An 18816-nucleotide genomic window follows, 5' to 3' on the forward strand; every position below is an offset into this window, starting at 1 on the left:
TTTAGGGGCGCGGGGCCGCAGCCGGAGAAGCCAGCTCAGCCACAGGCCTTTGGGGGCGCGGGGAACTGCGCGAGAAGCGGGCACGGTCCGCAGACGAACGAGGGTTTCCAGGGGCGCGGGGCTGTGACATGTGCGGCTCCGCCGCGTGGGCGCGACCGGCGCCCGTAAGGGGCGCGGGGAACTGCGCGAGCAACCGCCCGCGGTGGGCGGCCGCGAGGCGGGCAGAAGCAGCCCGCCCCGTGGGCGCCCAGCGGACTACCCGAGCGCCGCGACCCGGTCGCGATACGTTCGTACCGCCGCCGCGTCCCGATACGGCTCAAGCCGGCGCTCGAAGTCCCGCACGTACTCCGTCGCCCGCACCGACCGCATCTCGCTCGCCTGCTGCGCCGCCTCCGCGGCGAGCGCACAGGCCTGGTCGAGCTCGCCGAGGCCGAGCCGGGCGCAGGCCAGGACCACCCGGCAGAAGAGCCGCGAGCGGGCGTACGCCGGGGCGCGCAGCTGCAAGGAGCGCTCGGCGTGCTGCGCGGCCGCCCGGTACTGCTGGAGGTCGCGGTGGCAGTGCCCGAACTCGTCCGCGAGCTGCGCGTCGTCGAAGAACCGCGCCCAGTGCGGCACGTCGTCGCCCGGCCGGGCCGCCTCCATCGCCCGTTCCGCCCGCACCAGCGAGGCCGTGCACGCCCGGATCTCGCCGAGCACCCCGTGCCCGCGCGCCTCCACGGAGTGCAGCAGCGCCTGGACGACCGGCGGCGCCGAGGAGCCGACGCCCTGCTGGGCCACCCGCGCCAGCTGGACCGCCTCCCGGCCATGGCCGAGGTAGACGGCCTGCCGGCTCATCGTGACCAGCACGTACGAGCCGTACGCCCGGTCCCCGGCGGCCTGTGCGAGGCGCAGCGCCTGGACGAAGTACCGCTGCGCCAGACCGTGCGCCGCGATGTCGTACGAGGTCCAGCCCGCCAGGCGGGTGAGGTCGGCGGCCGCCGCGAAGAGCCTGCGGCCGATGTTCTCGCCGTAGCTGCCGCGCAGCATCGGCTCGGCCTCGTGCTCCAGATAGCGCACCAGGGCCTGGCGCGCGTGGCCGCCGCCGTAGGCGTGATCCAGGGTGCGGAAGAGCTCCCCGACCGAGCGCAGGGCCGCGATGTCGCCGCTGGTCACGCGCTGTCCCGGGCCCCGTTCCGAGCTGCGCTGCCGGGGCACGCCCGGGCGGCCCTGGCTGGGGATGCGCGGCGGTCCGGCGGCGGCCGCCTCGCCCGCGAAGCGCGGGGAGGGGTCGCCGTGGCCGACGCGTTCGTCGGCCCGCCCGATCAGCCAGTCCCGGCTGGGCACCACGAGCCCGGCCGGGGTGAAGGCGATCTTGCGGAGTTCGATGTGGCTGCCGGAGTCCTTGCGCCACAGACCGCTGACGATGTCGACGGCCTCCTCCGGGGTCGCCGCGAACTCCAGCCCGGCGTACACCGGCGCGCAGGCGTCGAGCCCCAGGTCCTGGGCCGAGAGTCTGCGCCCCAGGCGCCGGGTGAACACCTCGGCGATCAGCGCGGGCGTGGTGCCGCGCGGCTGCTGCCCGCGCAGCCACCTGGTCACCGACGTCTTGTCGTACCGCAAATCCAGGCCGTGCTCCAGGCCGAGCTGGTCCACGCGGCGCGCGAGGCCCGCGTTGGAGAACCCGGCCTCCGCGATGAGCGCGGCTAGCTGCCGGTTGGGCGTGCGCTGCGGGGGTCGTTCCGTCATCAGCTGTGCGATCTCCTGCCTTCCGGGCCAAGCGGGCAGCCCTCATGGAACGGGGGGAATTTAGCGGCCAATACCGCCCTGACCGCCGCCTTCGCCCCGCATTCATCCGATCGTGTGAGGAGGTGCCGTTTCTGCCCGCCGCACGCTGCCGTCGAACGCGGTCGTACAGTGGCTGGGGCGCATGTATGCACTGGGTGAGGAGCCGGGCGTGAACGAGCTGCGATTTGTCCGACTGGGTTTCGGCGACGACGCGGTCGAGTACCAGCGGGCCTGGGACGAGCAGCGGCGGGTGCACGCGGCCCGGTTCGCCGATGAGGTCCCGGACACCTGTCTGCTCCTGGAGCACCCGCCGGTCTACACGGCGGGCCGGCGCACGGACCCCAGTGAGCGCCCCCTGGACGGCACGCCCGTCGTGGACGTGGACCGGGGCGGCAAGATCACCTGGCACGGCCCGGGCCAGCTGGTCGGCTACCCGATCCAGAAGCTGCCGCGCCCGGTGGACGTGGTGGCGCATGTGCGCCGCCTGGAGGAGGCGCTGATCCGCACAGCCGCCGACTTCGGCCTGGAGACCACCCGTATCGAGGGCCGCAGCGGGGTGTGGGTGCTCGGCGACCCGGTCGAGCAGCGGCCCAAGGTCGGCGGCCTCGCCCTGGACTTCGACCCCCGGCTCACCGACGACGAGTTCGACCCGCGGCTGAACGGGCCGGAGTACGCGCCCTCCAACGCGGGCCAGCGCCGCGAGGACCGCAAGCTCGCGGCGATCGGGATCCGCGTCGCCAAGGGCGTGACGATGCACGGCTTCGCGCTGAACGTGAACCCGGACAACACCTGGTTCGACCGGATCGTGCCGTGCGGCATCCGCGACGCGGGCGTGACCTCGCTCTCGTACGAACTGGGCCGCGAGATCACGATCGCCGACGTCCTGCCGGTCGTCGAGAAGCACCTCAAGGACATCCTGGAGAACGCGGAACTGGCGCCCAGGGAGATCGAACGCGCTACCGCCTAGTACGCCCCGGGCGCACCGGGAACGGGAATGCGCCCCTCTGGCCATGGGTTGGCCAGACGTAATGCCACGCAAATAACGGGCGTACCCTGGTGTCCGCCGAAGAATCGAAGTCATAGGGAGCACGTCGTGTCCGCAGTCGCACCCGACGGACGCAAGATGCTGCGCCTGGAGGTCCGGAACAGCCAGACCCCCATCGAGCGCAAGCCCGAGTGGATCAAGACCCGGGCGAAGATGGGCCCCGAGTACACCAAGATGCAGAGCCTGGTGAAGAGCGAGGGGCTGCACACGGTCTGCCAGGAGGCGGGCTGTCCCAACATCTTCGAGTGCTGGGAGGACCGCGAGGCGACCTTCCTCATCGGCGGTGACCAGTGCACGCGGCGCTGCGACTTCTGCCAGATCGACACGGGCAAGCCCGAGGCGCTGGACCGCGACGAGCCCCGCCGTGTGGGCGAGTCCGTGGTCACCATGGACCTGAACTACGCCACGATCACCGGCGTCGCCCGCGACGACCTGGCGGACGGCGGCGCCTGGCTGTACGCGGAGACCGTGCGCCAGATCCACGCGCAGACGGCCGACCGCGCCGACGGCCGCACCAAGGTCGAGCTGCTCGCGCCCGACTTCAACGCGGTGCCGGAGCAGCTGGCCGAGGTCTTCTCGTCCCGCCCCGAGGTCTTCGCGCACAACGTCGAGACGGTGCCGCGGATCTTCAAGCGGATCCGCCCCGGCTTCCGCTACGAGCGCTCGCTCGACGTCATCACCCAGGCGCGCGACTACGGCCTGGTGACCAAGTCGAACCTGATCCTCGGCATGGGCGAGACCCGCGAGGAGGTCAGCGAGGCGCTCCAGCACCTGCACGACGCGGGCTGCGAGCTGATCACGATCACGCAGTACCTGCGACCTTCGGTGCGCCACCACCCCGTGGAGCGCTGGGTGAAGCCGCAGGAGTTCGTGGAGCTCAAGGAGGAGGCCGACGAGATCGGCTTCTCCGGTGTGATGTCGGGCCCGCTGGTCCGCTCCTCGTACCGCGCGGGCCGGCTGTTCCAGCAGGCGATGGAGCGCCGGGGCGAGGCGGTTTCGCCGTCGGCCTCCACGGAGGGCACCGCCGTCGGCGTGTGAATTCGCGCACAAAGACTTACCGACCGGTAATGGCTGAATCGACGCGGCCCGTACATCCCCCGCAGGTAGGGGGTGTGTACGGGCCGCGTCAGCGTTTTACCGGGGCGCGTCAAGGTTTCATTGGTGTTTGACCGTTCGGACACGCCCTGGTAACACCAGTCAGTGACACTGGGTTCACGCACCGCGCACGCCCCCGAGCGTGAGCCCGCGCGCACGCCCCGTTCGTTCCGTATCCGGTTCCCGTCCTGGGGAGGACCTCACGATGCAGTCCGCGACGACCGTACGCGCCACCGCGCTCCCGTCCGTCACCGACGCACTGCGCGCCATGGAGTCCTTCCTCATGGCCGCGGGCCAGCGCACCGCCCGCCGCAACGCCTGGACCGCGGTCCTGGAGGACCGCCGCCGGGCCAAGGACCGGACCGAGGCGCTGCACGTACTGGAGGCCGTGGCTAGCCGTCCGTCCCAGGCCACGTAAACTTCGGTTTATGGCGAGGAAGGAAAACGCAGACACTACTGCGAACCCCGGGCGACTGAAGCAGATCGCCCTGACGTACAAGATGACCCGCAAGGCCGACTCGAAGGTCGGTCTCGTCGTCGCGGCAGTGGGAATCGTCACCTTCGGTGTCTTCCTCGCGCTCGGGTTCTGGATCGATCACCCCTTCTACCTGGGCATTCTCGGCTTCCTGCTGGCCTTCCTCGCCATGGCGATCGTCTTCGGACGCCGTGCCGAGCGCGCTGCCTTCGGGCAGATGGAAGGACAGCCGGGGGCCGCGGCCGCGGTGCTCCAGAACATCGGCCGCGGCTGGACGACGACCCCGGCGGTGGCGATGAACCGCAGCCAGGACGTCGTGCACCGGGCGGTCGGCAAGGCCGGCATCGTGCTGGTGGCCGAGGGCAACCCGAACCGCGTGAAGTCGCTGCTGGCGGCCGAGAAGAAGAAGATGGCGCGGATCGTGGTGGACGTCCCCGTCCACGACGTGATGGTCGGCGACGGAGAGGGCCAGGTGCCCTTGAAGAAGCTCCGCACCACACTGCTGAAGCTCCCGCGCGTCCTGGCGGGGCCGCAGGTCACCGCGGCCAACGACCGGCTGCGCGCGATGGGCGACCTGATGAGCAACATGCCGCTTCCCAAGGGGCCGATGCCCAAGGGGATGCGGATGCCGCGCGGCGGGAAGGCGCGCTGACGCTCCGCTGGGGCGACCGGTGAAGGGGCGGCCGGGACCGAGTGGTCCTGGGCGCCCCTTTTCCGTTTCCCGCGCGTACGGGAATGTCCAGTGCCGGTGCGTACGGGGCTGTGCGCTTCGCGCCGGGGATGCGTTCGGGTGCGAACCGTGCGTGGCTGGGCGCGCAGTTCCCCGCGCCCCTAGGGGGTAGGGGGCAGCGGTCCCCGCCAGCTCAGGGGGTACGGGGGCTAGGCCGGCTCAGGGGGTACCGAAGTTAGATCCGGACCTGGATCGCTCGCGCCAGGCGGTCGTGGAGGCCTCGGCCGTCGCGGTCCCAGACCAGGGCCGGGATGGCGAGGCAGAGCAGGACGCTGCGCAGGAGCGAGCGCGGGAAGCTGAGGCGGCCGCCGCCCTCGGCGATCAGGCGCAGACGCAGGAGGCGCTTGCCGGGGGTGGACCCGACCGTGCCGACGGTCAGGATGCTCATCACCAGGAAGACGACGAGCGCCCAGTTGTTGGTGAGGTGGAGACTGCGGTGCGCGAGCAGCCCGTATGCGATCAGGGCGCTCACCGACCAGTCGATGAAGATGGCACCGAAGCGCCGACCCAGGGGGGCGATGGCGCCCGGCCCCTCCTCCGGCAGCCCGAGCTGTTCGCCGCGGTAACCGAAGTCGACGCCCATCTCCTCGGCCGCCGCCTTGGGCCCGGAGAGCCACGATCCGATTGCTTGCCTGTTGTCCACGCTTCCACGGTACCGGCCGGGGTGCGAAGGCCTGCCGCCGGGATGGCCAAGAGGGCCGCGTTTATCCCATTTATACGGGTCTTGATGCGCTGCCTACCCGGGGCCCGGTTAACTTGGGCGAAACAAACGGGTCACGCTTGAGAAATCCCGCCTGCCTATGGTCAGGTCCAGCGTGTGCCACCGCACTGGCCGCACCACGAGCTACCACCCCGTCTCCCCCGGACGGGAGTAGGAGGAGTTGGATGTTCCAGAACGCCGACGACGCCAAGAAGTTCATCAAGGACAACGACGTCAAGATGGTCGACGTCCGGTTCTGTGACCTTCCCGGCGTGATGCAGCACTTCACGATTCCGGCGACGGCGTTCGACCCGTCCGAGGAGCTGGCCTTCGACGGCTCGTCGATCCGCGGCTTCCAGGCCATCCACGAGTCCGACATGGCGCTGCGCGCCGACCTGTCGACCGCGCGCGTGGACCCCTTCCGCCGCGACAAGACGCTGAACATCAACTTCTTCATCCACGACCCGATCACGGGCGAGCAGTACAGCCGCGACCCGCGCAACATCGCCAAGAAGGCCGAGGCCTACCTCGCGTCGACCGGCATCGCGGACACGGCGTACTTCGGCCCCGAGGCCGAGTTCTACGTCTTCGACAGCGTGCGCTTCGCCACCACGGCGAACGAGGGCTTCTACCACATCGACTCCGAGGCCGGCGCCTGGAACACCGGTGCGACCGAGGACAACCGCGGCTACAAGGTCCGCTACAAGGGCGGCTACTTCCCGGCCCCGCCGGTCGACCACTTCGCCGACCTGCGTGCCGAGATCTCCCTGGAGCTGGAGAAGTCCGGCCTCCAGGTCGAGCGCCAGCACCACGAGGTGGGCACGGCGGGCCAGGCCGAGATCAACTACAAGTTCAACACGCTGCTGGCCGCGGCCGACGACCTGATGCTCTTCAAGTACATCGTGAAGAACGTCGCGTGGCGCAACGGCAAGACCGCGACCTTCATGCCGAAGCCGATCTTCGGCGACAACGGCTCGGGCATGCACGTCCACCAGTCCCTGTGGACCGGCGGCGAGCCGCTCTTCTACGACGAGCAGGGCTACGCGGGCCTGTCGGACACCGCCCGCTACTACATCGGCGGCATCCTCAAGCACGCCCCGTCGCTGCTCGCCTTCACCAACCCGACGGTGAACTCGTACCACCGCCTGGTCCCCGGCTTCGAGGCCCCGGTCAACCTGGTCTACTCGCAGCGCAACCGCTCGGCCGCGATGCGCATCCCGATCACGGGCTCGAACCCGAAGGCCAAGCGCGTCGAGTTCCGCGCCCCGGACCCGTCGTCCAACCCGTACCTCGCCTTCTCGGCGCTGCTCCTCGCGGGCCTCGACGGCATCAAGAACAAGATCGAGCCGGCCGAGCCGATCGACAAGGACCTCTACGAGCTCGCCCCCGAGGAGCACGCGGGCGTCCCCCAGGTCCCGACCTCCCTCCCGGCGGTGCTGGAGGCCCTGGAGGCCGACAACGAGTACCTCCAGGCGGGCGGCGTCTTCACGTCCGACCTGATCGAGACGTGGATCGACTACAAGCGCACGTCGGAGATCGCCCCGATCCAGCTGCGGCCGCACCCGCACGAGTTCGAGCTGTACTTCGACATCTAAGCCCGACCGGATGTCACACGCCTGAGCGCGTCTGCGTACGTTCTGCGTACGGAAAGAGGCCCTGCCACTCCCTCCCGGGGGTGGCAGGGCCTCTTGCGTGCCCGCAACCGGGGGCTGGCTGGGCGGGAACTCGACCTTCCTGGGCTCTTCTTGGCAAGATTCGGGCGCCGCCGATCAGGTTTCGACCCGATCGCGTCCCATCACATCCGAGAGGAACCCCCTTTGCGCCCCCGCCCCACCCTCCGCACCGCCGCCCTCGCCGCCGCCCTCCTCGCCTCCACGCTCACCGCGCAGGCCACCACCGCCTCGGCCGATGTCCCGGCCCCCGTCACCACTCAGGCCGTCTTCAACAACCCCACCGGGACCGCCGCCGAGCAGCAGGCCGTCGTGGCGCGGCAGGTGGAGCTCGTTGCGGGGGCGCCTGCCGGGGCGCGGATACGGCTGGCCATGTTCTACGCCGACGACCCGGCCCTGCCCGACGCGCTGATCGCCGCCCACCGGCGGGGCGTCGACGTGCAGGCGATCTTCGACGAGAAGGCGGTGAGCATGGCTCCGTACAAGAGCCTGCTGGCCGAGCTCGGTGGGGATACGGCCAAGTCGTCGTGGGTGATGAGCTGCGGGGCCGGGCGCGGGTGTGTCGGTACGCGGGTGCTCGGGACCGTCGACGCCATCAACCACAACAAGTTCCTGCTGCTCTCGCAGACCGGCTCCACGCCTGATGTCGTCGTCCAGTCCTCGGCCAATCTGCACGTCGGGCGGGACGGCACCAAGGGGTGGAACAACGCCCTGGTGCTGGTGGGGAACGACGGGATCTACGCCGCCTACAACGGGTATTTCGACGACCTCAAGGCCCGGCGCGCCAACAACGACTACTACTCCACCGGGCGGCCCCCCGTCGCCTCCGGCAACGCCAAGGCGCACTTCTACCCCCGCGCCGAGAGCAACGGGGCGCCCTACAACGACCCCTCCGAGGACACCGTCGCCACGGTGCTCGACAACGTGAAGTGCTTCGGCAACTCCAAGTACGGCACGACCGACAACCACCGCACCCGGATCCGGGTCAGCATGACCATCTTCAGCCGCCCCTACCTGGCCGACCGGCTCGCCGAGCTCGACGCGCAGGGGTGCTACGTCGAGGTCTCCGAGACGTACAACCCGGACAGCGCGCTGGAGAAGCAGTCGCTCGAGACGCTGCTGAAGAAGACGTCCAGTGTGTACGGCGGGGTCATCACCAAGTACTACTGCCAGGCCGACTCCACCTGGATCCATGACAAGTACCTGCTGGTGGAGGGGAATTACTACAACACCCCGGACCGCAAGGTGCTGTGGACCGGCAGCCACAACTGGAGCGGGAACTCGCTGCGGCAGAGCGACGAGACCATGCTCCAGCTGGAGGACAGCGCGGTGTTCGACTCGTACGTGGCCAACTTCAACCAGCTGCGGGCCGCGACCACGCACCAGCCCGCCAACGGCGCCGCCGCCACCTGCTGAGGCGGTCTCCGGTGGAGTGCCGCGCCCCGGTCCACCAAGGGGCGCGGCACCGCTCGTCAGCGGCCGGAGCGGATCAGCGCCCGGACCATCCGGCACGTCGTGTCGGACGGCGGGTGCACTCCGATCAGCTCCGCCGTGCTCCGTATCTTGCGGTTGGGCGCGTGCTCCGGCTGGTACACACCCGTGTCGAGCAGCGCGATGGCCAGGCGCATCGCCTTGAGGCGCCTGTTGTGCGTCTCGTACCACACCCGCGGACGCCCGGCGGGCAGCGGCACCTTTTTCAGGGACATCAGGGACAGCTGTTGCGGGGCGCGCGAAGTCAGTACGGCAGCGGCCATGGGCATCCTCCTGGGCAGTCGGGAACCCTCTCGAACTGCCTCAATTTTACTGCCCACCACTGACAATCGCCGCTGGCCGATGGGTCTTTGAGCAGGTCACAGGGGTATCGGCGGTACCGTGGACCTCATGGAGATCTGGATCAATCCCGCCTGTTCCAAGTGCCGCAGTGCCATCCAGCTGCTCGACGCCGAGGGCGCCTCGTACACCGTCCGCCGCTACCTCGAAGACGTGCCGTCGGAGGACGAGATCCGGGCCGTGCTCGAACGGCTCGGCCTCGAACCGTGGGACATCACGCGCACCCAGGAGGCCGACGCGAAGGAGCTCGGGCTCAAGGAGTGGCCGCGCGAGGCCGCCTCGCGCGACCGCTGGATCGCGGCGCTCGCCGCGCACCCCAAGCTGATCCAGCGGCCGATCATCACGGCACAGGACGGTACGGCCGTGGTGGGCCGCACCGAGGAGGCGGTACGGGACGCGCTCTCCCGGTGAGGCCCCGGCGCCTGCCGCCCGTCAGCGCACCCGCTCGTCCGTCCCCGCCACCTTCCGCGCGGTGACGTTCAGGCGGTTCCACGTGTTGATCGTGAAGATCAGCGCGAGCAGCCCGCCGAGCTCCTGCTCGCTGAACTCCTCGGCCGCCTCCTCGAACACCTCGTCGCTCACCTCGCCGTCCGCGATCAGCGTGACCGACTCGGTGAGGGCGAGCGCCGCGCGCTCCTGCGGCGTGAAGAAGTGCGGGGCCTCGCGCCACACGCCCACCATGTGCAGCCGCTCCGGGTTCTCGCCCGCCTTGTGCGCGTCGCTGACGTGCATGTGGAGGCAGTACGCGCAGTTGTTGATCTGCGAGGCCCGTATCTGCACCAGCTCCACCAGGGCGGGGTCGAGGTGCTCGGTGGCCGCGATGTTGAGCGCGATGATCGCCTTGAACGCCTTCGGGTTGGCCTTGGCGAAGTCGATCCGTACCGGGTTCTGCGCGGCGGCCCGGGCGATGGTGTCGGTGATGTCGGCGGTGGCGGTGGTGGCGGTGGTCTTCGGGGCGATCTGCGTCGTCGTCATGATCAATAATCTACGGAGCTAGGCGACCGGCCCCCAGGTGCATTTCCGGTGCGGAAATGTGGGTCAATTTTCCCGGCCCGCGAGGCCGCCCCGAGGCCGTCCCGGAGCTCGCCCCGCCCCGTTCCGTTGTCATACCTTCGGGCGAATCAACACGGCGCCGAGACCTGGGCCGGTCCCACCGGCCCAGGTGCCGACCCGGCCGGTCCCACCGATCGGGTCACCGACCCGGTCACCGCTCCCCCTTCCCCACCTGCCGTTCCGCCTCCGCCAGCACCTCCGTCACCCGCGCCCCGAACCCCGCGTCGCACGGATGTGGCGCCCCGCCGCGTGCCGCGGCCAGCAGCGCGTCGAGGGCCGCCGCGAACGCCCCCTGCGCCCCGTTCCACTCCGGCATCGCCACCACGCCCGGCTCCCCCAGGAACTCCACGCCCACCCCCGCCGCCGCCTGCGGCGCGGTGAAGCCGAGCGTCACCGTGGCCGAGGCGCCCGAGGCGTGCTGCAGGATCAGATGGACCGTGTCGCCGGGGCCGGGCGCGGCCGTCACCGCCGTCACCTCGCCGAGCACCGGCATCAGGACCGACAGGGCGTGCGGGCCGACGTCCCAGAGCGCGCCCTTCTCGCGCCGCCAGGGCGAGGCGGCGTACGGGCTGGGCGCGGCGCCGGGGGTGAACAGCGCGCCGAGCCACTGCGCGCGGCCCGTGAACCAGCCGTCGAGCGCGGCCTGCCGCTCGATCCAGTCGGCCGGGCCCGGCGCGAAGCGCAGGGTGAAGAAGACCACCGAGGCGACCCCGGCCCGCCGCGCCGCGTCCGCGACCTCGCGCGCGTGGCCGACGTCGGTGGCGACCGGCTTGTCGAGCAGCAGATGGCACCCGGCCGCCGCCGCCCGTACCGCCAGCGGCGCCTGGACGTCCGGGGGCAGGGCGAAGGCGACCGCGTCGCAGGCCGCGAAGAGCTCGTCCACGTCCCCGTACACGGGGACGGAGTGCTCGGCGGCGAGCGCGGCCGCCGCCTCGGGGCGGCGCCCCCAGACCCCGGCGAACTCGACGTCCGGGTGCGCGGCGAGCGCGGGCGCGTGGGCGGCGACGGCCCAGGGGCCGGTGCCGAGGAGTCCGATCCGAAGGGGTGCGGGGCGGTCTGTGGTGCCGGATGCGTGGGCCATACGGACAAGTGTGCTCAGTGTGGCGGACGAAAATCGGCTGTTACGAACGAAAGCTGAGTAACACCGGGTTCACAAACGGGCAACGGACGGGAAATCCCGGGATGTGAGGCTGCCCCCGACGGCGAGGTGCCCCGCACGGCGCCCCGCCGGCTCCCGCACCACCAGCAGCTCCCGCAAAGGATGGCTTCCGTGACGTTCAAGGCTGAGTACATCTGGATCGACGGCACCGAGCCGACGGCCAAGCTCCGCTCGAAGACCAAGATCATCGCGGGTGTGCCCGACGGGACCGAGCTGCCGGTGTGGGGCTTCGACGGCTCCTCCACCAACCAGGCCGAGGGCCACGCCTCCGACCGCGTGCTGAAGCCGGTCTTCTCCTGCCCCGACCCGATCCGCGGCGGCGACAACGTCCTCGTCCTGTGCGAGGTCTTCGACATCGACGGCACCCCGCACGAGTCCAACACGCGCGCGCTGCTGCGGCCCGTCGCCGAGCGGTTCGCCGCGCAGGAGCCGATCTTCGGGATCGAGCAGGAGTACACGTTCTTCGACGGCGCCCGTCCGCTGGGCTTCCCGGTCGGCGGCTTCCCGGCCGCGCAGGGCGGCTACTACTGCGGTGTCGGCGCCGACGAGATCTTCGGCCGCGAGATCGTCGAGAAGCACCTCGACCACTGCCTCGCCGCGGGGCTGAGCATCTCCGGCATCAACGCCGAGGTCATGCCCGGCCAGTGGGAGTTCCAGGTCGGCCCGGTCGGCCCGCTGGAGGTCTCCGACCAGCTGTGGATCGCGCGCTGGCTGCTCTACCGCACCGCCGAGGAGTTCAACGTCTCCGCCACCCTCGACCCCAAGCCGGTCAAGGGCGACTGGAACGGCGCGGGCGCGCACACCAACTTCTCCACCAAGGCGATGCGCGAGGGCTACGAGGCGATCATCACCGCGTGCGAGTCGCTCGGCGAGGGCTCCAAGCCGATGGACCACGTCAAGAACTACGGCGCGGGCATCGACGACCGCCTCACCGGCCTGCACGAGACCGCCCCGTGGAACGAGTACTCGTACGGGGTCTCCAACCGCGGCGCCTCGGTCCGTATCCCGTGGCAGGTCGAGGTGGACAAGAAGGGCTACATCGAGGACCGCCGCCCGAACGCCAACGTCGACCCGTACGTCGTGACCCGGCTGATCGTCGACACCTGCTGCACCGGCCTGGAGAAGGCCGGCCAGGTCTGAGCCGGAGACGGCCCCGCAGGAACCGCCCCGGAGGGCGTCCGCCGCACACGCGGTGGACGCCCTCCGGGCTTTGTGGGAGGGCGAGTTCCGGTCACGGTGTGCCGAGGTTCCGTATCAGACTGTGGGAGGGCGCTGCTCAGCGGCGCGAGGATCTGGTTGAATGGGCCCATGGCCAGCTACCCGAACCCCGCGACAGGTCGCAGCGACCTTGAGCCGTTCTGGCCGTCTCGTCAGCACCACGACTTCGACCGGGTGTGTTGCCGCGCGATGAACGCGCCGGCCCTCTAAAGCCTCCCCTCATCGAAGGCCTTCGGCCCGCGCGCACGACGTACGTCCCCTGCTGACGACTCCGCGCGAAAGAGCTGACCTCTCATGGCGAACACCCGTACCTTCTCCGCCTCCGCTGCGACCGCTGCCCGCCCCGGTCCCGTACCCCTGGGACGCCATCGACTCCGTGCCGTCGACCGCGACGAGGTGGCCGCCGCCACCGGCACGGTCGCCGACTTCCTTCCGCCGGGCGCCACTTGGCTGCCCGCGCCCCAGCACACCCTGCCCGCGCTGCCCGGCCACCCGCCGATGGTCGGCTACCTGGTGCTCGTCCCGGCCGACCAGCAGCCGCTGCTCGCCGCCGCGCCCGACCCGGTGGCCGAGGAGCCCGACGCGGACGCGTCGGTCGGCGGCGACGCGCTGGTGCGCATCGACACCGTCCGCCGGACCGCCGAGGTCGACGGGCGCGAGCTCGACCTCACGTACCTCGAATTCGAGCTGCTCGCGCATCTGGTGGCGCACCCTCAGCGGGTGCACACCCGCGACCAGTTGGTGACCACGGTGTGGGGGTACGGCCATGTCGGCGACGGCCGGACCGTGGACGTCCACGTCGCCCGGCTGCGCCGCAAGCTCGGCGCCCAGCACCGCCACGCCATCCAGACCGTGCGACGGGTCGGGTACAAGTACGCGCCCTGACCCGCCCGTACGCGCTCACCGGGCTGCCCCCGGCACGGACCGCCGTGCCGGGGGCGCCCCTGTTTCCGGGCAAAGGGGCGCCCCTGTTTCCGGGCAAACTAGGAGGTCAGGGGGTGGTGGTAGGTACACCCCGGCCGGGGGGACCGGCCCCGTGACCGCGCCCCGGTGGGGCGGCGAGACTGGGGATCCGGAGTAAGCGATGCGAGGAAGAGGACGATGATGATCGTGACAAAGGCGCGGGACGCCCTGGTGGCCGCCGGGCGCGGATCGGTGCTCTCGGCGTCGGCCACCTTCGTCTCCATCAACCTCTTCACCTGGGCCGTGGTGTCCATCGCGCTGATACCCGTCGGCATCGGCGCGCTGACCACCCCGTACGTCCTGAAGCTGGTGCGCCAGCACGCCAACCGGCGCCGCGCGTGGGCGAAGGAGTGGGCGGGCGTGACCATCCCCGTCCCGTACCGCCCGCTCCCCCGCGAGGTGCGCCCCGGAGTGGCCGGGTCGGTCGAGCGGTGCGGGCTGCTGCTGAAGGACCCGGCGACGTGGCGCGACCTCCAGTGGATGTTCACCGACATGACCGCGGGCTTCCTCATCGCGATCCTGGCGCCCGTCCTGCCGCTCTACTTCGTGTACGGCGTGGTGCTCGCCGCGGGCGTCTGGGAGCCGATCCACCGGGCGGGCGGCGGCGAGTGGTTCACCTTCCTGCACATCACCTCGCAGTCGACCGCCAACCTGGCCGTCGTCCTCGGCGCCGCCTACGCCCTCCTCGGCGTCCTGGTGAACCCGGCCCTGATCCGCGCCCACTTCAGGCTCGCCGCGCGCTCGCTTGCGCCGACCCGGGAGCAGGAGCTCGCGCTGCGGGTGGAGCGCCTCACCGAGACCCGGCACGACGCCGTGGACTCCTCGGCCGCCGAGCTGCGCCGCATCGAGCGCGACCTGCACGACGGGGCGCAGGCCCGGCTCGTCGCCGTCGGCATGAGCCTGGGCACCGTGGAGGCCCTGATCGAGAAGGACCCCGCGCAGGCCAAGGCGCTGCTCGCCAAGGCCCGTGAGTCGTCCGCCGAGGCGCTCACCGAACTGCGCGACCTGGTCCGGGGCATCCACCCGCCGGTCCTCGCCGAGCGGGGCCTCGGGGACGCGGTGCGCGCCCTGGCGCTGCGCCTGCCGCTGCCGGTCGAGGTCGACGTGGAGCTGCCCGCCGGGCGCGCCGAGGCGCCGGTCGAGTCGGCCGCGTACTTCGCGGTCAGCGAGGTCCTCACCAACGCGGTCAAGCACGCGCGGGCCGACCGGATCTGGGTCGACCTCTCGTACGGTGGCGGGGCGCTGCGCATCTCGGTCACCGACGACGGGCGCGGCGGGGCCCGGGTGGGCGGCGGCTCGGGGCTGAGCGGCCTGGAGCGCCGACTGGGTACATTCGACGGCGTCCTGGCCGTCAGCAGTCCCGTGGGCGGCCCCACCATGGTGACCATGGAGATTCCTTGCGCGTTGTCCTAGCCGAAGACCTCTTCCTGCTCCGCGACGGGCTGGTGCGGCTGCTTGAGGCGTACGACTTCGAGATAGTCGCGGCGGTCGAGAGCGGGCCCGAACTGGCCCGGGCGCTGGCCGAGTCGGACCCCGAGGTGGCGATCGTCGACGTACGGCTGCCGCCCACGCACACCGACGAGGGCCTCCAGTGCGCGCTGGCCGCCCGGCGGGCCCGGCCGGGGCTGCCGGTCCTGGTCCTGTCGCAGCACGTGGAGCAGCTGTACGCGCGCGAGCTGCTGGCCGACGGGAACGGCGGGGTCGGCTACCTCCTCAAGGACCGGGTCTTCGACGCGGAGCAGTTCGTGGACGCGGTGCGGCGGGTGGCGGGCGGCGGCACGGCGATGGATCCCCAGGTGATCTCGCAGCTGCTCTCCCGCAAGGGGCGGGACTCGCCGGTGGCCGGGCTCACTCCGCGTGAGCTGGAGGTGATGGAGCTGATGGCCCAGGGGCGGTCGAACGCGGCGATCGCGGCGCAGCTGGTGGTGACGGAGCGGGCGATCGCCAAGCACACGTCCAACATCTTCGCGAAGCTGGGCCTGCCCGTCTCCGATGACGACAATCGGCGGGTGCTGGCGGTGCTGGCCTATCTGGAACGCGGGTGAGCGCTTCGCCGAGTGCGGTTCTGTTTCGGCTGCGGACCGTGGGTGGCTGGGCGCGCAGTTCCCGCGCCCCTAGGGGGTGGGGGTTGGCCGGGGCCATGAGGGACGGCACTGACGGGCCCTGGCCCCCGCGCCACGGACCGCCTTGGACGCCCCCAGCCGCAAGCCCGCGCGTGGATGGCGCAGGACCCCGCCCCCGGCGGGTTAGCCTGGCCGCAATGAACCGTATGACCACGCCCTGGGGCGAGTACGACCTGACCCGTTTTCCCGAGGATCCGCGCGACCAGCTGCGGGCCTGGGACGCCGCCGACGAGTATCTGCTGCGGCACCTGGAGGACACGGACCTCTCCGGGTCCGTGGTGGCCCTCGGCGACCGGTGGGGCGCCCTGACGACCGCGCTGGCGGCCCGGGGGGCGGGCTCGCTCACGCAGATCAGCGAGTCCTTCCTGGGCCAGGAGGCGACCCGGGCGAACCTGGCGCGGGCGGGCGTGGCGGCGGACTCCGTCACCCTGCTCTCCACCCACGACGAGCCGCCCGCCCGGGTGGACGTGCTGCTGGTGCGCGTACCGAAGAGCCTGGCCCTCCTGGAGGACCAGCTGCACCGGCTCGCGCCGGGCGTGCACGCGGGCACCGTGGTCGTCGGCACCGGCATGGTGAAGGACATCCACACCTCCACGCTGAACCTGTTCGAGCGGCTCCTCGGACCGACGAAGACCTCGCTGGCCGAGAAGAAGGCGCGGCTGATCTTCTGCGAGCCGGACCCGGAGCTCGTCCGGCCGGTGAACCCGTGGCCGCTGACGTACTCCCTGGAGATGGGCATCGGCCCGGCCTCCGGGCTCGCCGTCACCAACTACGCGGGCGTGTTCTGCGCCGACCGCCTCGACATCGGCACCCGCTTCCTGCTCCAGCACATGCCCACCCGCTCCGGCCCGGACCGGGTCGTCGACCTCGGCTGCGGCAACGGCATCGTGGGTACGGCGGCGGCGCTCGCCAACCCCGAGGCGAAGGTCGTGTTCACGGACGAGTCGCACCAGGCGATCGCCTCGGCGCGGGCGACGTTCCGGCTGTGCGCGGGCGCGGCCCGGGAGGCCGACGCCGAGTTCCGGCTCGGCGACGGGCTGAGCGGGTTCCCGCCGGGCTCGGCCGATCTGGTGCTGAACAACCCGCCGTTCCACACCCATCAGGCCACCACGGACCGCACCTCCACGCGGATGTTCACGGACGCGCGCGAAGCGCTGCGCCCGGGCGGCGAGTTGTGGGTCGTGGGCAACCGCCACCTGGGCTACCACCTCAAGCTGGAACGGCTCTTCGGCAACAGCGAACTCGTCGCCAGCGACCCGAAGTTCGTGGTGCTGCGCGCGGTCAAGCGCTGAACGTCCGCCCCGGCTGACCGGACCTGTGTTCCTGGAGATACCTACGAAATAGTCGGGGCGTTGAACGCCCCACGTGCCCCATGCGTATGGAACGACGCGCTGCTTCAAGCGAAGGAGTTCCATGGGACGCTCAATACGAAAACGGCCGACCTTCCCCCGGCGGATGACGATGGCCGCCGCGGCACTCTTCATCGGTGGGGGCGGCCTTGTCGCGGTGAATGTGTACGCCTCGGCGAGTGACGACCCGGGAAAGGCCCAGGTACGGGCCGCCCCGGTGCGGAATTTGTCGACGATCGACTGTCCGGACGTGTCCAACAGCCTGCCGGACGTGCCGGATTCGGCCCGCCCCGAGGTGGACCGCGAACTGGCCGCCATTGATACGCAGATCACCGACGCATACGAGAAGTTCGCCTCGAACAAGGACCGCGTCGACCGGGACGCCGGGTATGCCCAGCAGGTCGTACTGGATCCGCTGAAGGACAAGCGGACGGCGTCGCTCGACCGGATCGCCGGCGCCGTGGGCCGCGGCGGCGGACAGCAGCCGCAGGGAATGCGGGGGCTCGCCCCCTGCACCCTGCGCGCCGACGACAACGGCGGAGGCGGCCAGGGAGCCGCCCAGGCGGCCGGACAGGACCAGGGGCAGAACCAGGCCCAGGGTCAGGGGCAGGACCAGGGCCAATGGCAGAACCAGAGCGGCCAGGGTCAGGGCCAGAACCAAGGCCAGCAGGGCCAGCAGGGCCAGGGCGTCGGGAACGGGCCCTCGAAGAACGACTTCGTCGACATCCGTTCCGTACGGCCGAACATGCGGGCCCCCCAATTCCAGCGCAACGGCTCGACCGGTCTCTTCACCAGTAGTTGCGGCGTCAACCAGAATGCCAAACGGAATCCGGACAACGTCATCGTCGCGCCCGGTGTGAGCAATGGCGCCCACCATATGCACGACTATGTCGGAAACCAGGCGAACGACGCCTTCGCCAGCGACGGCGATCTGGCCAACGGCGGTACGAGCTGCCGCAATCAGGGCGACAAGTCCACGTATTACTGGCCCGTGATCCGTCTGCAGAACGGCCAGAACGAGAACGACGCCAAGGCGGACGGCGGCGGCAAGGACAAGAACGTCGGAAAGATCCAGACGCCCGTCCAGGTCACCATCAAGTTCGCCGGGAATCCCGTCAGCAAGGTCACCGCCATGCCGCGCTTTCTGCGGATCATCACCGGCGACGCCAAGGCCTTCACCAACGGGAACGCGAATGCCAACGCGTCCTGGAGCTGCACCGGATTCGAGAACCGCCAGCTCAAGGACAAGTACCCGATCTGCCCTCAGGGCAGCAAAGTCGTCCGCACCTTCAATTTCCAGAGCTGCTGGGACGGGAAGAACACGGACAGCGCGAACCACCGGACGCACGTCGCCTTCGCCGGAAGGAACGGTGCGTGCCCGCGCGGCTTCAAGGCGATCCCGCAGCTCCAGCAGCGGATCGTGTACGCCGTGCCGCCGGGCCCCGGGTTCGCCGTCGACTCATTCCCCGAGCAGCTCCACAAGCCCGTCACCGATCACGGTGACTTCATCAACGTCTTCAGCGACTCGCTGATGAGGAAGGCGGTGACCTGCATCAACACGGGGCGCAGCTGCGCCTGACCGACAGGGCGCGCACGCGCCTGGAAACCCGCTCCCCCTGATTGGCTCCCCCGGGTCACCCCA

Annotated in this window: 18 protein-coding genes; 13 read left to right on the plus strand and 5 right to left on the minus strand. The window is 70.8% G+C overall.

The genetic code is table 11. The annotated features are described in order from the left end of the window. Positions 1–255 precede the first annotated feature (255 nt). Positions 256–1725, minus strand: a complete 1470-nt coding sequence (locus tag BX283_RS14410; protein ID WP_101388024.1) for a regulator — start codon at positions 1723–1725, stop codon at positions 256–258. A 208-nt stretch (positions 1726–1933) separates the two neighbouring features. Here BX283_RS14410 and lipB point away from each other — a divergent pair, with 208 nt between their 5' ends. The 4 genes from lipB to BX283_RS14430 all read left to right on the plus strand — a co-directional run bounded on the left by lipB (position 1934) and on the right by BX283_RS14430 (position 5031). After that, positions 1934–2731 (plus strand): lipoyl(octanoyl) transferase LipB, encoded by a 798-nt coding sequence (gene lipB, locus BX283_RS14415; RefSeq protein ID WP_101388025.1) that lies wholly within the window; start codon positions 1934–1936, stop codon positions 2729–2731. A gap of 126 nt (positions 2732–2857) precedes the next feature. Next, positions 2858–3847 (plus strand): lipoyl synthase, encoded by a 990-nt coding sequence (gene lipA, locus BX283_RS14420; protein ID WP_101388026.1) that lies wholly within the window; start codon positions 2858–2860, stop codon positions 3845–3847. A gap of 262 nt (positions 3848–4109) precedes the next feature. Further along, the gene (locus BX283_RS14425) at positions 4110–4322 is read left to right on the plus strand and encodes a hypothetical protein (RefSeq protein WP_101388027.1); all 213 of its coding nucleotides are present in this window, start codon (positions 4110–4112) and stop codon (positions 4320–4322) included. A 10-nt stretch (positions 4323–4332) separates the two neighbouring features. Further along, positions 4333–5031, plus strand: a complete 699-nt coding sequence (locus BX283_RS14430; protein ID WP_101388028.1) for a DUF4191 domain-containing protein — start codon at positions 4333–4335, stop codon at positions 5029–5031. 253 nt (positions 5032–5284) lie between these two features. Here the strand turns inward: BX283_RS14430 and BX283_RS14435 are convergent, their stop codons facing one another. Then, complete coding sequence (locus BX283_RS14435; RefSeq protein ID WP_101388029.1) at positions 5285–5752, minus strand: RDD family protein; 468 nt, start codon at positions 5750–5752, stop codon at positions 5285–5287. Positions 5753–5994: 242 nt separating this feature from the next. Here BX283_RS14435 and glnA point away from each other — a divergent pair, with 242 nt between their 5' ends. Both glnA and BX283_RS14445 read left to right on the plus strand, forming a co-directional pair. Beyond that, entirely contained in the window at positions 5995–7404 is a 1410-nt protein-coding gene (gene glnA, locus BX283_RS14440) for a type I glutamate--ammonia ligase (RefSeq protein WP_101388030.1), read from the plus strand. A 222-nt stretch (positions 7405–7626) separates the two neighbouring features. Further along, positions 7627–8895 (plus strand): phosphatidylserine/phosphatidylglycerophosphate/cardiolipin synthase family protein, encoded by a 1269-nt coding sequence (locus tag BX283_RS14445; RefSeq protein ID WP_101388031.1) that lies wholly within the window; start codon positions 7627–7629, stop codon positions 8893–8895. Between the two features lie 56 nt (positions 8896–8951). On the opposite strand, the gene BX283_RS14450 is transcribed toward BX283_RS14445, so the two are convergent. After that, positions 8952–9233, minus strand: coding sequence for a hypothetical protein (locus BX283_RS14450; protein WP_101388032.1), 282 nt, complete (start codon positions 9231–9233; stop codon positions 8952–8954). A 127-nt stretch (positions 9234–9360) separates the two neighbouring features. Here BX283_RS14450 and BX283_RS14455 point away from each other — a divergent pair, with 127 nt between their 5' ends. Then, a complete protein-coding gene (locus BX283_RS14455; RefSeq protein WP_101388033.1) occupies positions 9361–9720 on the plus strand; it encodes an arsenate reductase family protein in 360 nt (119 codons plus the stop codon). 21 nt (positions 9721–9741) lie between these two features. Here the strand turns inward: BX283_RS14455 and BX283_RS14460 are convergent, their stop codons facing one another. After that, a complete protein-coding gene (locus BX283_RS14460; RefSeq protein ID WP_101388034.1) occupies positions 9742–10284 on the minus strand; it encodes a carboxymuconolactone decarboxylase family protein in 543 nt (180 codons plus the stop codon). A 229-nt stretch (positions 10285–10513) separates the two neighbouring features. Further along, on the minus strand, positions 10514–11443 hold the full coding sequence (locus tag BX283_RS14465; protein WP_101388035.1) for a Gfo/Idh/MocA family protein: 930 nt from the start codon (positions 11441–11443) through the stop codon (positions 10514–10516). 189 nt (positions 11444–11632) lie between these two features. Here BX283_RS14465 and glnII point away from each other — a divergent pair, with 189 nt between their 5' ends. The 6 genes from glnII to BX283_RS14495 all read left to right on the plus strand — a co-directional run bounded on the left by glnII (position 11633) and on the right by BX283_RS14495 (position 18753). Further along, complete coding sequence (gene glnII, locus BX283_RS14470; protein ID WP_101388036.1) at positions 11633–12661, plus strand: glutamine synthetase; 1029 nt, start codon at positions 11633–11635, stop codon at positions 12659–12661. 372 nt (positions 12662–13033) lie between these two features. Continuing rightward, positions 13034–13624 carry a winged helix-turn-helix domain-containing protein gene (locus tag BX283_RS14475; RefSeq protein ID WP_101388037.1) on the plus strand — a complete coding sequence of 197 codons (591 nt, stop codon included), beginning with the start codon at positions 13034–13036 and terminating at the stop codon, positions 13622–13624. A gap of 219 nt (positions 13625–13843) precedes the next feature. Then, complete coding sequence (locus BX283_RS14480; protein WP_373979574.1) at positions 13844–15115, plus strand: sensor histidine kinase; 1272 nt, start codon at positions 13844–13846, stop codon at positions 15113–15115. After that, positions 15100–15747, plus strand: coding sequence for a response regulator transcription factor (locus BX283_RS14485; RefSeq protein ID WP_101388039.1), 648 nt, complete (start codon positions 15100–15102; stop codon positions 15745–15747). The genes BX283_RS14480 and BX283_RS14485 overlap by 16 nt, the downstream gene beginning before the upstream one ends. Positions 15748–15971: 224 nt before the next feature. Next, positions 15972–17117: a methyltransferase gene (locus tag BX283_RS14490; protein ID WP_101388040.1), complete on the plus strand. Its 1146-nt coding sequence runs from the start codon at positions 15972–15974 to the stop codon at positions 17115–17117. Positions 17118–17238: 121 nt separating this feature from the next. Further along, positions 17239–18753, plus strand: coding sequence for a DUF1996 domain-containing protein (locus tag BX283_RS14495; RefSeq protein WP_101388041.1), 1515 nt, complete (start codon positions 17239–17241; stop codon positions 18751–18753). Positions 18754–18816: the final 63 nt, after the last annotated feature.

This window comes from Streptomyces sp. TLI_146 (assembly GCF_002846415.1).
In the GTDB taxonomy this organism is placed as follows: domain Bacteria; phylum Actinomycetota; class Actinomycetes; order Streptomycetales; family Streptomycetaceae; genus Streptomyces.